Raw genomic sequence first — 14,547 nt, 5'->3', positions numbered from 1 at the left:
CACGTGAACACCGGTCGCCTCCCATTACCCCACCGCACCGGGGCCCGGGCAACTCCTCCCGGCTCCAGGCGGGCCGACCCGACGCCTGCCGGGCAGGGCTGACCCGACGCCTACCGGGCGAGGGCGCCCGCCCGCCGCTCCGGCACGACCGACCGGAGGAAGGAGCTCGGCTCCCCGTGCCAGGAGACCGAGAGCGCCTCCCGCGCCCGGGTGCACGCCACGAAGAGCAGGCTCAGCTCGCCGTTCAGGTCCTCCCGGTGCTGCTGCGGGTCCGCGTCCTCCGGGGTGAGCGCGCTGCGCAACGGTACGAGCCCCTCGCTCACGCCGGCCACGGCGACGCAGCGGAACTCCAGCCCCTTCATCCGGTGCATCGTCCCGATCCGCACGCCGGGGGAGGGCGCGTCGCCGAGCAGGACGGCGGGCGTTCCGGCCCGCTCCAGGGCCTCGGCGATGTCGCGGCCGAGCTGGACGGTCCGGGTGGCGACGCCGATGTCCTCCGGGCTCACGCCGGAGGCGGTCCACTCCGCGACGCGGGCGACGAGCGCCCGGATCTCCTCGGACTTGTCGGCGTGACCGTGGGCCTCGGGGTGTGCGCCGTGCAGGGTCGAGTGGTAGCCCACCAGGGAGTCCTCCCCGCCGTCCATGTCGTCCGGGCGTTCGCCGGTGAGCAGGGACGCGGACCAGCTGAGGATCTCGTGGGTGGTCCGGTAGCTGATCCGCAGCCGGGAGGACCGCCCGACCACCTGGATCCCGAGCGCGCGCAGCGAGACCTTGTTGTTCCCGTAGATCCGCTGGTGCGGGTCGCCGGAGAGGAACAGGTCGTCCGGCCCGGGCGGGACGAGGGCGCGCAGGAACCGCCACTGCGCGGGGTGCAGGTCCTGCGCCTCGTCGACCACGACGTGCCGGAACGGGCGGTCCGGCTGTCCGTCGAGCGCCCGCGCGGCCTGCGCGCAGACCTGGAGGAAGGTCCACTCCCCGGCCTGCCGCAGCTCCTCCTCGAACGCGGCCACCGCGCGCCACAGTTGGGCCTTCTTCAGCGGACCGAGGGAGGTGCCCCGGCCGGACCGGGGCGCCTTCAGGTACTGCTCCGCACTCTCGACCGCCTGGGCCAGGACGACCTGCCGCCACTCCTGGTCCAGGAAGACGTCGGTGAAGTCGAGCCCGAGCCGGCGGGCGATCCGCCCCCAGCGGGCGAGGAGCGCGCGCTGGTTGAGGACGATCTTCAGCGGAGCGCCGCCGCGGGAACGCCGGAGGACCTCGTTGGCGAGCGCGTCCACGGTGACCACCCGGACCTTCGCCCTGATCCGCTCGTCCGTGACGAGCAGCGCGAGGCAGCGCTCCAGCTCCGCGGCGAGGTCCTTGGTGTAGGTGGTGAGCAGCACCGACCCGTCGGGGGCATCCGGCGGCAGCCGGCGCGCGAGGTGGTACGTCCGGTGCAGGGCCACTACCGTCTTGCCGGTCCCCGGGCCGCCGCTGACCCGGGCGGGCCCGTTGAACGAGTCCCGGTAGGCGATCCGGTACTGGGCCGGGTGCAGGAAGATCCGCCACGCGTCGAACGGGCGCTCCAGGATCTCCAGCAACTCCTCGGGGCAGGACACCAGGGCGACCCGGCCGCGCGCGTGGGCCATCGCCGAGACCAGCCCGTCCCCGGACCGCGCAGCGCCCACCGGCGCCGCCGCCCGCGCGTACGCCTGGACGATCTCACGGTCGATGTCGGCCGGCTCCATGCCGCTGGCCAGGCCGATCAGCACGTCGAACTGCTGCTCCGGCAGGACCCGGTGGAGCGCCTCCAGGTGGGCCTCGTCGGGCAGCAGCCGGATGATCGGCAGGATCTCCTCGTCGACCCCCAGGCTGCGCAGGACCTTGTCGGACCGGTCGGCGAACAGCCGCCGGGGCTCGTCGGAGGCCCGGGTCCGCAGCGACTCGGTGGCCCGCTCCAGCGCGACGTCGTTGCGGATCTCCACACCCTGGGTGGCGGCGTTGACCGAGGCCCGGTGCTTGCAGGCCCAGTCGTTGGCCTTGTCGTGCGGGAGCACCTTCAGCAGCAGGTAGCCGTCGCCCTGATCGGCCTTGAGGACGACACCGCGCCAGAAGTCGGTGATCCGGATGGTCCGGATCCGGGGGTCCCGCTGGTGGGTGATCTTCTCCAGGTGCGCGCCGGTGTGCGTCGCCCCGGTGAACTTCTCGAAGGTCTCGAAGACCCTCCGCTGCACCGACTTCTCCAAACCCGCGAACTCCATCAGGAAGTCCCGGTGCATGCCCAGCGTCGCCACGCGGCCCCCTCGTGCTTCTGTCCGTTCGGGCGTTCGATCACTGTATCCGCCCGGACGATCACCCGGCGCGCACGGTCGGCGAGCACCCGGGGCGCGAAGGACGGGTGCAACTCCGGCTTCGCTTCCGCCAGTTCGACCCCCGCGATCTCGTTCGGCCACCGCGGCCGGTCCCGCCCGCCTCGGTCTCGTCGAACGGGCGATGGGGCCGGATAGGACCGGGGCGGGCCGGATTGGACCGGATCGGGCCCGGGCGGGCCGGGGGTTCCGGGCCGCTCCGCGGGCCCCGCCGGTGGTGGGCGGGGGTGGGGTGCGAGGGTGGCGGTGATCACCTTCTGGGGTGGGGGTGTCGGAGAACGTGCAGGTGGGAGGGGTGGCGGAGGTCGGGGGAGGTGGGCCCGGCCGCTGGGGTGGGGGCGGGCGAAGCTACCATGTGCGCAACACCCTCAGCTCGAAAGATGGACTTGTGACTGTCAACGACGACGTGTTCACGGACTGGAAGAACCGCGAGGAGATCGCGGAGTCGATGATCCCGATCATCGGGCGGCTGCACCGGGAGCGGGACGTCACCGTCCTGTGCCACAGCCGTTCCCTGGTGAACAAGTCGGTGGTCAGCATCCTCAAGACGCACCGCTTCGCCCGGCAGATAGCGGGCGAGGAGCTCTCGGTCACCGAGACGATGCCGTTCCTGAGCGCCCTGACCACCCTGGACCTCGGCCCCTCGCAGATCGACATCGGCATGCTCGCCGCCACGTACAAGGCGGACGACCACGGTCTGTCGGTGGAGGAGTTCACCGCCCAGGCCGTGGCGGGTGCCACCGGTGCGAACAAGCTGGAGCGCCGGTCCGCCCAGGACGTCGTGCTGTACGGGTTCGGCCGCATCGGCCGCCTGGTCGCCCGCCTGCTGATCGAGAAGGCCTCGGCCAACGGTCTGCGGCTGAAGGCCATCGTCGTGCGCAACGGCGGCGGCGACGACCTGGTCAAGCGCGCCTCGCTGCTGCGCCGGGACTCCATCCACGGCCAGTTCCAGGGCACGATCACCGTCGACGAGGCGAACAACAAGATCGTCGTCAACGGCAACGAGATCACGGTGATCTACTCCGACGACCCGACCAAGGTCGACTACACGGAGTACGGGATCAAGGACGCGATCCTGATCGACAACACCGGCCGGTGGCGTGACCGCGAGGGCCTGTCGAAGCACCTGCGCCCCGGTATCGCCAAGGTCGTGCTGACCGCGCCGGGCAAGGGCGACGTCCCGAACATCGTCCACGGCGTCAACCACGACATGATCAAGCCGGACGAGCAGATCATCTCCTGCGCCTCCTGCACCACCAACGCCATCGTCCCGCCGCTGAAGGCGATGGAGGACGAGTACGGCGTGGTCCGCGGCCACGTGGAGACCGTCCACTCGTTCACCAACGACCAGAACCTGCTGGACAACTACCACAAGGCCGACCGTCGCGGCCGCTCGGCACCGCTGAACATGGTGATCACCGAGACCGGTGCCGCCTCGGCCGTCGCCAAGGCCCTGCCGGACCTCAAGGCGAAGATCACCGGCAGCTCGATCCGGGTGCCGGTGCCGGACGTCTCCATCGCGATCCTCAACCTCCAGCTCAAGCGGGAGACCAACCGCGAGGACGTCCTGGAGTACCTGCGCAACGTCTCGCTGACCTCGCCGCTGAAGCGCCAGATCGACTTCATCGACTCGCCCGACGCGGTGTCCAGCGACTTCATCGGCTCGCGCCACGCCTCCATCGTGGACGCCGGCGCGACCAAGGTCGACGGCGACAACGCGATCCTCTACCTGTGGTACGACAACGAGTTCGGCTACTCGTGCCAGGTCGTCCGGGTCGTGCAGTACATTTCGGGCGTCGAGTACCCGACCTACCCGGCTCCGGCGGTCTGACCGGACCGCGGGACCTCGTCGGCGGGGCGGTGACCGTTTTGGTCGCCGCCCCTTCGGCGTATCGAGGGGCGTTGCGGGGCATTGCCGGGCGGTACGGTGCGAGGCGGGTTTCCGGTCGGGCTTCCAGGGTCGGGGCTCGGGCTTCGGGCTTCGGTGCTGGGAGGGGTGGGGGATGACGGACGGGTGGCCGACGGTCGAGTTGGACCCGGTGCGGCGGCTGCGGGTGATGGCGGCGGCCGCCCCCGGACGTCCGCTGTTCGCCGAGCGGCGGCTGGCGGCCGGGTTCGACGCGGTGTGGCCGGTCGTGAGCGACCTGTCCGGTGAACTGCCGGGTCTGATCAGCGGGTTGCGCTCCTTCGAGGTCGGGCCGCCGAGCGGTGGCGGGGATGACGGTGGCAGGGATGACGGTGGAGGCGTGGACGGCGGTCGTGGACCGGGCGGGGATCGGCTGGAGGGGCTCGCGGTGAGCGTGCTCGGCCACCGGGAGCGGTTCGAGATCGTGCTGCGCAGCGGCTGGTGCCTGATGCAGAGCCGGGTGCTGCTCGGCGGGATGGCCGCCGTGCCGGACGGCGACGGGACGCGGTTCGCCCTGCTCGCCGCGGTGCGGGTGCCCGGCGCGGGGCCGGTGCAGCGCTTCTTCGGCAAGCTCGTCGACCGGCGCGGCGAGGTGCTGCTGGACCGGTTGGAGCGGCGGATCGGGTCAGGCCGCGAATAGTCGGCGGACGGCCGCCGCCACCTCCCCAGGGCGCTCGTGCGGCAGGAAGTGCCCGCAGCCGGGCAGGACTTCGGCCGTCAGGTCGTCGGCCGGGGCGCCGACGGGGGAGAGCAGGGCGGGGCGGACCACCGGGTCCAGCTCACCGCCGAGCAGCCGGGTCGGGACGGTCAGCCGGCGGTGCCGGAACCGGCCGAGGGCCAGCCGCGGGATGTCGCGGACGACGAAGCCCCAGTGCAGCCGCTCGGCGGCGCGGGCCGCCCCGGGGGTGCTGCCCGCCGCCACGTATTCGGCCAACTCATCGTCCGGCCAAGGGGAATCGGCGGGTACGCCGCGCCGGAGCAGATGGGCGAGCAGGCCCGGTCGGTGGCGGACCACCCGGCGGCCGACGCCGGGGTACTCCAGCAGCGCGGTGTACCAGAACCGCCAGGCCGTACCGAGCAGGGCGCGTTGCCGCGGCCACGGGTGGGTCATGTTGAGCGCGAGCAGGCCGGTGAACCGCTCGGGCGCGCGCAGCGCCAGCTCGAAACCCGTCCAGGCGCCCCAGTCGTGGCCGACCAGGCCGACGCGGTCCAGGCCCAGCCGGTCGAGGGCGGCGAGGACCAGGCGGGCGCGGTCGTCGGTGGTGTGACCGCCCCGGCGCGGGGCCGCCGACCAGCCGAAGCCGGGGAGGTCCAGGCAGAGCAGGCGGAACTCCCCGTCGAGCAGGGGGACCACGTGCCGCCAGGCGTACCAGTGCTGCGGGAAGCCGTGGAGGAGCAGCAGCGGGGTGCCGGTGCTCGGGCCGGCCTCGGCGAGGTGCAGGACGGTGCCGTCGGCGTCGACGTCGAGGTGGTCGTGCCGGACGCCGGGGAGGTCGGGCAGCGGGCGGGGGCGGGGGTCGGTCATCGGGGTCTCCTTCTCCTGCGATGCTCTTGAGACAAGCGGTGTTGTCGAGACGGCGGTGTGCTCGAGAGAGGCCGTTCTCAAGAGAGGAGGGGCGGGAGGGGCGAGGCAATCCCGGGAGGCGGTGGATTTTTTCGGGCTCACCCGTCTCCGGTTCCCCAGGCGGCGCGGAAGCCGTGGCGGGCGCGGAAGAGGCGTGAACGTACGGTGCCGAGTGGGAGGTCCAGGATCTCGGACACGGACTTCTCGTCCAGTCCTTCGATATGACGTAGCGTCAGAACTGCCCTGTGGTCGGGTGGCAGGCGTTCCAGGACGTCCTGGATGTCGGTGGCCAACTCGGGGTCGCGCTGGTCGGGTTGGTCGGGTTGGTCGGCGGGGGCGGCGGGACGGGGCAACCGGCGGGTGGCGAAGCGGACGGCCTCGCGGGCGGCGATGGCCCGGGCCCAGCCGAACAGCGCCTCGGGGGACTTGAGTTGGCGCAGGTTGCGGACGATCGCGATCATCGCCTCCTGGGCGGCGTCCGGCGCGTCCTGCAGGGCGATCGGCGCGCAGACACGCCCGACGTACGGCATCAGCAGGCTCAGCACCTCGTCCAGTGCGAGGGCGTCTCCCTGCTGGGCGGCCCGGACGAGTGCGGTGAGGTCGGGTCGTGGGCTGTCCGCGCCTGTCATGTCGTCCCCCGTCGCCGATCCTCGCCGATCCTCGTCGATCGCCGCCGACCGTCACCGATCGCCGCCGAGCGTCGCCCCGGGTGGACCGTACTGGACGGGGGAGGGGGCCGGTGCGGCGGGCAGGGCGGTGACCGGGGTGGCGGCCGGGCCGGTGACCGGCGTGGCGGTCGGGGCGGCGACGGGCGCGGGGGTGGCGGCGGGGGCGGGCGGAGCTGCGGCTATGTTGAGGGGTCACTGACAGCCGGAGGGAGCGGGCGATGGGGATGAGTGGTCGGCGGATGGCGGCCGGAGTGGCGGCCGGGGTGCTGATGGCGGTGCTCGCCGGGTGCTCGTCCGGCGGGTCGAAGACCGCGGCGGGGACGGCCTCGGGGACGCCGGGTGCGGCGGTCGCGAGCACGGCCGCCGGGTCGGCGCCCGCGGCCACGGCCCCGGCCGACCCCTCGGCGGCGTCCGCGGCGGCCTCCGCGGCCGCGTCCGGGGCGGCTTCGGCACCGGCGTCCGCGCCCGCGCCGGCCGCGGCGGCCCCCAGCGCGGACCTGGAGGCGGCGCTGCTGGACGACAAGCTGGTCGGCCAGGTGCTGCCGGACGCCAAGGTGATGGCCGGGTGGGAGGAGGAGAAGCGCAAGGTCGACACCGCCGACCACGCCGTGACCTGCACCGCGGCCACCTCCTGCGCGGGCAAGCCGCTCAGCGCGTCGGTCCGGTTCTCCTCGGGCGACGTGGTCACCCGCTTCATCGTGGAGACCCTGCCCAGCCGGGACGCGGCCAAGAACCGGCTGAAGGAGACCTACGCCTCGTACGCCGCCGGCCCGTTCAAGAAGGTCGACACCCCGGCGCTGGGCAGCGAGAGCCAGGCCTTCCAGGGACCGCTGGCCGAGGGCGAGGGCGTCGGCATCGTGGTGCGCTCGGGCACCGTGGTGGCGAGCGTGACCACCGAGGGCGGCCCGGTGGACGTGGCCGCGACGCGGCGGTTCGCGGTGATGCTGGTCAAGCGGATCGAGCAGGCGCAGGCGGGCAAGACGCCCGACGCCGGGCCCGCGCTGGGCTGAGCGCCGGGGCTCGGGCCGACGAGGTGCCGGGGTACGGGCCGTCTGGGTTCGGGCGGTCGGGGTTCGGGCCGTCGGGGCTCAGTGCCAGGTCAGCCCCGGGTACCCGGGAGCTCCGAGCGGATCGAGCGGTCCGAGTGGTCCGAGTGGTTCGAGCGATTCGAGCGGTCCGGGCGTGAGCGGGCCGTCGAGCGCGCAGTGGGCCAGTCGCCAGCCGGGCAGCGGCCCGGCCGGGTCGGTGAGTCCGGCGCAGGCGGCGGTCAGGGCGGTCTCGGCGGTGGACGGGCGGTCGGCGAGGGTGAAGACCATCGCGTCGACGGTGCCGGGGCCGGTCAGGATCCTGGCGTGCCCGATCCGGACCCGGCCGCGCGGGCCGCTCTGCCCGTCGCCTGCCGGTCCGCCTGCCGGTCCGCCTGCCGGCCCCTGCTCCGGCCCCGTCGCCAGCCCGCGTTCCAGCCCCTCGCGGACGGTCTCGGGAGTCGGGTGGTCCGTGCCGCGCGGCAGGCGGGCGGGGCCGTCGGGAGCGCGCAGGTGGAAGCGGATGGCGTGCACGTTCCCAAGACTGACGGAACGCCGGTCGGTGCGGGCACGACGGGCGGTGGCGGATAGCTGTCAGGCAGCAAGATGTCACCCTCGATGCCCGCCAGTGCCCACCGGGCGCCGCCCCCGCCCGCCGGGTCCCGCCCGGGCCGGAGCGTACCGGCCCCGGAGGGTGCTGGGCTGGGGAAACGGATGTCAGTCGAGCGTGATATGTACTCATCTCGGGTGGCCGCAGTGCGGCCATGCGAAAGATGCCGATGACGTTCGAGGGGGCCACACACATGCCGCTGTTCCGACGCCGCTCCGGCGGGGAGGGCGCGCAGGACCGTGCGGGGCGCCGCGGGTTCGGGTTCGGCCGGCGGGGGGCCGCGGCGGCCGAGGCGGCCCGCGGCGCCGAGCCGAGGCTCGACCCGACCTTCGGGGACGAGTCCCTTCGCAGGGTGCTCGGGCAGGCCGCCGCCGGGGACTGGGCCGCGCTGCGCCCCGCGCTGGCCGCCGTCGAGGACGGCGCGGAGCTGACGCACCTCGCCGGGGCCGTCGCCGAGGTGCCCGGGGTCGAGGAGTGGACGGGCCGCGTCCTCACGGACACCCCGGACGACGCGGTGGCACTGCTGCTGTCCGGCGCCCGGCAGATCACCTGGGCCTGGGAGGCGCGCACCGGCGCCCGGGCCAAGCACGTGGGCGAGGAGCAGTGGAAGCTGTTCCACCAGCGCCTGGACACCGCCGAGGAGCACCTGCTGACGGCGGCCGAGCGCGAGCCGTCCTGGTTGGCCCCCTGGTACTTCCTGCAGATCAGCGCCCGCGGCGCCTCGCTCGGCCCGGAGATCGCCACCTGCCGGTTCGAGGCCGCCGTCCGCCGGGCGCCCGGGCACCCGGGCACGCACCGGCAGCGACTGCAGCAGCTGTGCGCCAAGTGGGGCGGCTCGCACGAGGAGATGCACGACTTCGCCCGCTCGGCGATGCTGGCCGCCCCCGAGGGCAGCCACCTCGGCGAGCTGGTGGCGCTCGCGCACCTGGAGCACTGGCTGGACCTCCCGGACGGCGAGGACCACGCCTACCTGACCAGCCCGACCGTGCTGGCCGAGCTGCAGGAGGCCGCCTTCCGGTCCGTCCTGCACCCGGACTTCACGCCGGTGCGCGGCTGGCAGGGCGCCTTCAACTCCTTCGCGATGGCCTTCTCGCTCGCCGACCAGCGCAAGACCGCCCGGCTGCTGTTCGACGCGCTGGACGGCGCCGTCACCGAGTCGCCCTGGCACTACCTCTCGGGGGATCCGGTCAAGAGCTTCCGGGTCCACCGCGACCGCTGCGCCGGGTACTGATGCCGGCCGAGTCCGCCCGGCGTTCCCGGAACTCCAGGAATTCCGAGCGCTCCCGGTGCTCCCGGCACTCCCGGCGTTCCTGACGCGCCGAGCCGCGCCCCTGTCGAACCACACCCGCCCCGCGATCGAAAGAGCCTCCGGTGTCCCCAACCGACAACCCGACGAGTGCGCACACCTTCCAGGTGGACCTGCGCGGCCTGGTGGACCTGCTCTCCCACCACCTCTACTCCAGCCCGCGGGTCTACCTGCGCGAGCTGCTGCAGAACGCGGTGGACGCGATCTCCGCCCGCCGCGCCCTCGACCCCGGGGCGCCGGCCCGGATCACCGTCCGCGCCGACGACGAGCTGTCCGTCACCGACACCGGCGTCGGCCTGACCGAGAAGGACGTCCACACCTTCCTCGCCACCATCGGCCGCAGCTCCAAGCGCGACGCCGACGGCCGACTGGACGGCGCCGGGCTGGCACAGGCCCGCGGCGACTTCATCGGCCAGTTCGGCATCGGCCTGCTCGCCTGCTTCGTGGTCGCCGACGAGATCACCGTGGTCACCCGCTCCGCCGCCGACCCGGACGCCCCGGTGATCGAGTGGCGCGGCAGCTCCGACGGCAGCTACACCATCCGCACCCTGCCCGCCGAGGCCAAGCCGGAGCCGGGCACCACCGTCACCCTGGCTCCGCGCGCCGACGCCGCCGAGTGGACCCGCCCCGGCCGGGTGCTCACCCTCGCCCGGGACTTCGGCGGCCTGCTGCGCCACGACGTCACCGTGATCGACGCGAACGGTACCGAGCACCAGGTCAACCGCACCCCGCCGTGGGCCGAGCGGCACGGCTCCCCGCTGGCCCGGCGCGACGCGCTCGCCGAGTACTGCCGGGCCACCTTCGACTTCACCCCGCTCGACACCATCGAGCTGGACCTGCCGCTGGTCGGCCTGCGCGGCGTCGCGTACGTGCTGCCGGACGCCGCCCCGCCCTCGCGCCGCAACGGCCACCGGGTGCACCTCAAGGGCATGCTGCTCTCCGACCAGGCCGACGAACTGCTGCCGGACTGGGCGTTCTTCGTCCGCTGCGTCGTCGACACCGACGGCCTGCGCCCGACCGCCTCCCGCGAGGGCCTGTACGCCGACGAGACGCTGGCCGCCGTCCGCGACGCGCTCGGCGCCCGGATCCGCGACTGGCTGACCGGCCTGTCCGCGAGCGACCCGGCGCTGCTGCACCGCTTCCTGTCCGTCCACCACCTGGCGGTCAAGGAACTCGCGCGCTACGACGACGAGTTGCTGCGGATGATGCTGCCCTGGCTGCCGTTCGAGACCACCGACGGCAACGTCACCCTGGACGAGTTCGCCCGCAGCCACCCGGTGGTGCTGGTGACCCGTACGGTCGAGGAGTTCCGCCAGGTCGCCCCGATCGCCGGCGCGGCCGGCCTCGGCGTGGTCAACGGCGGCTACACCTACGACCACGACCTGGTGCACCGGCTGCCCGAGATCCGCCCCGGCGTCTCGGTCTCCGACCTCGACCCGAGCACCGTCACCGCGCACCTGGACACCGTCGACCCGGCCGCCGAGCTGGCCGCCAACGCCTTCCTGGCGATCGCCCGCGAGGTGGTCGGCCGGTTCGACTGCGACGTCGCCCTGCGCAGCTTCCACCCGACCAACGCGCCCGCCCTGCTGCTCGACAACCGGGAGGCCCGGCACGAGCGCACCCGCGCCCAACTCGCCGACGAGGCCGACGGGTTGTGGGCGGACATCCTCGGCTCGCTGCGCGCCGAGGCGCCCCGCGCCCAGCTGGTGCTCAACCACCTCAACCCGCTGGTGCGCCGCGCCGCGACGGTGACCAACCGCGAACTGGCCGTCACCGCCGTCGAGGCGCTGTACGGACAGGCCGTGCTGATGACCCGCCGCCCGCTCAAGGCCAGCGAATCCGCCCTGCTCAACCGGTCGTTCATCAGCCTGCTCGACCACGCCATGCTCGGCCACGAGGCGGGCGGCCCGGATCACCAAGGCCCGAAGGAGGCGTGATGCTGGAGACCCCCGACGCGGTGATGGCCGCGCTGCACGAGAACGACTCCCGCCCGTACGGCCGCACCCGGACCGTCACCGCCGAGGAACTCGTCGACGCCGCCGAGCAGTTCGAGGACACCAAGGTCCGCTCGATGGCACTGCTCGAACTGATGGAGGCCTACGAGTACGACGGCGAGCGGAACAAGACCCCGGTCGTCTTCGCCCGGGTGCTCAAGCTCTGGGACCAGGACCCGGACGGCTTCGGCGAATGGGCCCGCCACCAGGTGTTCTGGCGCTTCAAGTGGGTGGCCGGCGCGCTGCGGGACAACCCGGACGTGCCGCTGGCCGCCGTCGAGCGCTGGCTCACCGAACTGCGCGACCGCTACCGCGCGGCCGGCCACGGCCTCCACCCGTACTACGCCGAGCGCTACCACCTGGCCGAGGTCACCGGCGTCGGCGTCCAGGACGCCTACGAGCTGTGGACGGCCCGCCCGCGCTCCGAGATGAGCGACTGCCCCGCCTGCGAGACCCGCGCCCGCGCCCGGCACTTCATCGACCTCGGCGACGACGCCCGGGCCCTGGAGGTGCTCGCCCCGGTGCTCGGCGGCCGCAGCACCTGCGAACTGGAGCCGTACCTCAGCCAGTCCGTCGCCCTGCTGCCGCTGCTGCGCCGGGGCCGCACGGACGAAGCCCGCTCCGCGCACCTGACCGGCTACCGCTTCGCGCGCGGCAAGTCCTCGATGCTGGGCGCCGTCGCCCGGCACATCGAGTTCTGCGCGCTGTCCGGCAACGAGCCGCGCGGCCTGGAACTGCTCGCCGAGAACCGGGACCTGTTCGCGGTCACCGGCGAGGCCGCCGCCCGGCTGGACTTCCTGACCGGCGTCGAGGTGCTGATCGCCGCCCTGGCCCGGGCCGGCCACGGCGAGCTCGCGGTCAGCGGCCCGGCCGGCACCGCCTGGACGGTGGACACCCTGCTCGCCCACCTGCGCACCGAGGCGGACGCGCTGGCCGCCCGCTTCGACACCCGCAACGGCACCGACGCGGTCGGCGCCGCGCGGCGCGCCCGGCTGGCCGTCGAGCCGCTGACGTCCGAGCCGCTGGCACTGGGCGTGCGGGCCGCCGCCGCGCCCGGGACGACGGCCGCCGTCCCGGCCGTCGCGCCCGCGCCGCGTCGGGCGGTCGAGGCGGAACCGGAGGACTTCACCGCCCTGGTGGTCCGGGCCCGCGAGCTGGAGCTGCTCGGGCACCCGGACTCCGACCGGCTGTGGAAGCGGATCGCCGAGCGGGTCGCGGCCGCGGACTTCGTCCACCCCGAGGGCACGGCCGTCGGCAGCCCCGAGCGGCTGCGCGCCGAACTCGCCGAGCAGCGTGCCCACGAGGCGCTGGAGCGCGACGCGTACGCGGAGGGCAAGGCGGGGCTGCTGGAGGCGGCCGCGCTGTTCGAGGCGGCGGGGATGGCCGGGTCGGCGTTGATGGTCCGCACCCGGACGCTGATCGTCGACCTCGACGAGGCGTCGGAGGTGGCGGAGGCGTCGGGGGACTCGTCGTCGGAGGACTCGTCATCGGGGGCCGAGGACGGCGAGGCCGAGGTGAAGGGTGAGGCGAAGGGCGAGCTCGAGGCCGAGGCGAAGGGCGAGGTTAAGGCCGAGGTTAAGGCCGAGGCGAAGGGCGAGGCGAAGGGCGAGGTTAAGGCCGAGGTTAAGGCCGAGGTTAAGGCCGAGGCGAAGGCGAAGGCGGCCGACTGGCCCGCGCTCGACGCGGCGCTGGCCCGGGCCGAGGAGCTGCGGTCGGCCGGCGAGCTGACCGACGACGACTACCTGATCGTGCTGCAGACCCGCGCCTACGCCGCCCACCACGACCTGGTCGAGGCGCTGCCGGAGCCCGCCGCGGAGACCGTCGCGCGCTTCGAGGCGGCGGTCGGCGGCTACCACCGGAGCGCCGTCGAGCTCGGCTCCGACCGGCGGGCCGCGACCTCCCGGCAGTACACCGCGGACGCCGCCGCCCGGCAGGGCCGGCTGGCCGAGGCGGTGGCCGAACTGCGCGAGGTGCTGGCCCAGTTGGACGCGGCCGAGCTGCCCTGGCACACGCCGCGGGTGCTCGGTCTGCTGGGCCAGGCGCTGCTGCAGAGCCGCGAACCGGCCCAGGCGGCCGAGGTGTTCCACCGGGCGCTGGCCGAGGCCGCGCGCTGGGGCGACGACTCCTACCCGTACGCGCCGACGTACATGATGCTCGGCCACTCCTGCATGCAGGTGGGCGACCTCGGCGGTGCGGTCCGCGCGCTGTCCGAGGCGGCCGCGCGCTACGACCGCAAGGGCCCGGAGGCCGTCGAGGAGGCCGCCCAGGTGCGGCTGCAGCTGGCCGACGTGCTGCGCGACACCGGCCGGACGGCGGACGCGGTGGCCGTCCTGGAATCGGTGCTGCTCGACGCGTCGGCGGCCCGGCTGGACGTCCGGATGCTCGCCCAGACCCGGCTGGACCTCGCCCGCGGCCTGGCCGAACTGGAGGAGTACCGGGACGCGGCCGAGGAGTACCTGCGGCTGGCCGACCTGGTGGCCGGCTGGGAGGACCAGGAGACCCACACCATGGTCGCCTGCGAGGCCGCCCTGGCGCTCGCCCAGGCGGACCGCTGGGACGCTGCCGAGGCGGCACTGGCCCGCGCCCGGGAGGCCCACCGCAAGGCCCCGCAGGTCGACCAGATGGCCGCCACCCTACGGGAGTTGGCGCGGACGACGATGCGCGCCCGGGGCGCCGACGGGATGGACTCCGCGCTGGCCCTGATCGCCGAGGCGGACGGCGTCGGCGCGGCCGCCGAGGAGAGCGGCCAGGAGTACAACGCCTGGTACCTACGCGGCGGTTCGCACTACGAGCGGGCGCGCTGCCTGGCCGTCGCCGAGCGGTACGAGGAGGCGCTGGCCGAGGTCGAGCGGGCCGTCGCGGTCTACGACGGGGGCGGCGAGCGGGCCGAGGCGCCGCGGGCGGAGTCCGTCCGGCTGGCCGCGCTGATCGAGGGCAGCGACCTCGGCCGCACCGGGGCGGCGGTGGCCCGGCTGACGGGCGGCATCGCGCGCTGCGAGGCGGCCGGGCTGCCGGAGGCGGCACAGGTGCTGCAGGAGCTGCGGGAGCGGTTCGCGGCGTCGCGGTGACCGGGCCGCCGGTCGGTGCCGGTGCTGAACCGGCGTGAGGGGCACCGGGGTTGTGCAC

The 14,547-nt window shown here is 74.2% G+C and carries 10 protein-coding genes; 6 read left to right on the top strand and 4 right to left on the bottom strand.

Going from position 1 to position 14,547, the window contains the following annotated elements:
• Window positions 1-110 precede the first annotated feature (110 nt).
• On the bottom strand, window positions 111-2,273 hold the full coding sequence (locus IE332_RS06115; RefSeq protein WP_189914031.1) for a UvrD-helicase domain-containing protein: 2,163 nt from the start codon (window positions 2,271-2,273) through the stop codon (window positions 111-113).
• Between the two features lie 463 nt (window positions 2,274-2,736).
• Here IE332_RS06115 and IE332_RS06110 point away from each other — a divergent pair, with 463 nt between their 5' ends.
• Both IE332_RS06110 and IE332_RS06105 read left to right on the top strand, forming a co-directional pair.
• Complete coding sequence (locus IE332_RS06110) at window positions 2,737-4,179, top strand: glyceraldehyde-3-phosphate dehydrogenase (protein WP_189914030.1); 1,443 nt, start codon at window positions 2,737-2,739, stop codon at window positions 4,177-4,179.
• A 172-nt stretch (window positions 4,180-4,351) separates the two neighbouring features.
• The gene (locus IE332_RS06105) at window positions 4,352-4,894 is read left to right on the top strand and encodes a hypothetical protein (protein ID WP_189914029.1); all 543 of its coding nucleotides are present in this window, start codon (window positions 4,352-4,354) and stop codon (window positions 4,892-4,894) included.
• Here the strand turns inward: IE332_RS06105 and IE332_RS06100 are convergent.
• Together IE332_RS06100 and IE332_RS06095 are read right to left on the bottom strand one after the other, a co-directional pair.
• Window positions 4,880-5,779 (bottom strand): alpha/beta fold hydrolase, encoded by a 900-nt coding sequence (locus tag IE332_RS06100; protein WP_189914028.1) that lies wholly within the window; start codon window positions 5,777-5,779, stop codon window positions 4,880-4,882. The two genes, IE332_RS06105 and IE332_RS06100, sit on opposite strands and share 15 nt — an antisense overlap.
• 137 nt (window positions 5,780-5,916) lie before the next feature.
• Window positions 5,917-6,447 carry an RNA polymerase sigma factor gene (locus IE332_RS06095; protein ID WP_189914027.1) on the bottom strand — a complete coding sequence of 177 codons (531 nt, stop codon included), beginning with the start codon at window positions 6,445-6,447 and terminating at the stop codon, window positions 5,917-5,919.
• A 257-nt stretch (window positions 6,448-6,704) separates the two neighbouring features.
• On the opposite strand from IE332_RS06095, the gene IE332_RS06090 reads away from it, so the two are divergent.
• Complete coding sequence (locus tag IE332_RS06090; RefSeq protein ID WP_189914026.1) at window positions 6,705-7,496, top strand: hypothetical protein; 792 nt, start codon at window positions 6,705-6,707, stop codon at window positions 7,494-7,496.
• A 78-nt stretch (window positions 7,497-7,574) separates the two neighbouring features.
• Here the strand turns inward: IE332_RS06090 and IE332_RS06085 are convergent, their stop codons facing one another.
• Window positions 7,575-8,045 carry a hypothetical protein gene (locus tag IE332_RS06085; protein WP_189914025.1) on the bottom strand — a complete coding sequence of 157 codons (471 nt, stop codon included), beginning with the start codon at window positions 8,043-8,045 and terminating at the stop codon, window positions 7,575-7,577.
• Window positions 8,046-8,314: 269 nt separating this feature from the next.
• Between IE332_RS06085 and IE332_RS06080 the strand changes: the two genes are divergently transcribed.
• The 3 genes from IE332_RS06080 (at window position 8,315) to IE332_RS06070 (ending at window position 14,489) form a co-directional block, all read left to right on the top strand.
• On the top strand, window positions 8,315-9,352 hold the full coding sequence (locus IE332_RS06080; protein WP_229928332.1) for a hypothetical protein: 1,038 nt from the start codon (window positions 8,315-8,317) through the stop codon (window positions 9,350-9,352).
• Window positions 9,353-9,492: 140 nt separating this feature from the next.
• A complete protein-coding gene (locus IE332_RS06075) occupies window positions 9,493-11,364 on the top strand; it encodes an HSP90 family protein (protein ID WP_189914024.1) in 1,872 nt (623 codons plus the stop codon).
• Window positions 11,364-14,489 (top strand): tetratricopeptide repeat protein, encoded by a 3,126-nt coding sequence (locus IE332_RS06070; protein WP_189914023.1) that lies wholly within the window; start codon window positions 11,364-11,366, stop codon window positions 14,487-14,489. The genes IE332_RS06075 and IE332_RS06070 overlap by 1 nt, the downstream gene beginning before the upstream one ends.
• Window positions 14,490-14,547: the final 58 nt, after the last annotated feature.

It is taken from the genome of Kitasatospora xanthocidica (assembly GCF_014656195.1).
GTDB lineage: Bacteria > Actinomycetota > Actinomycetes > Streptomycetales > Streptomycetaceae > Kitasatospora > Kitasatospora xanthocidica.
This window is presented reverse-complemented; position numbering and strand designations above follow the sequence as displayed.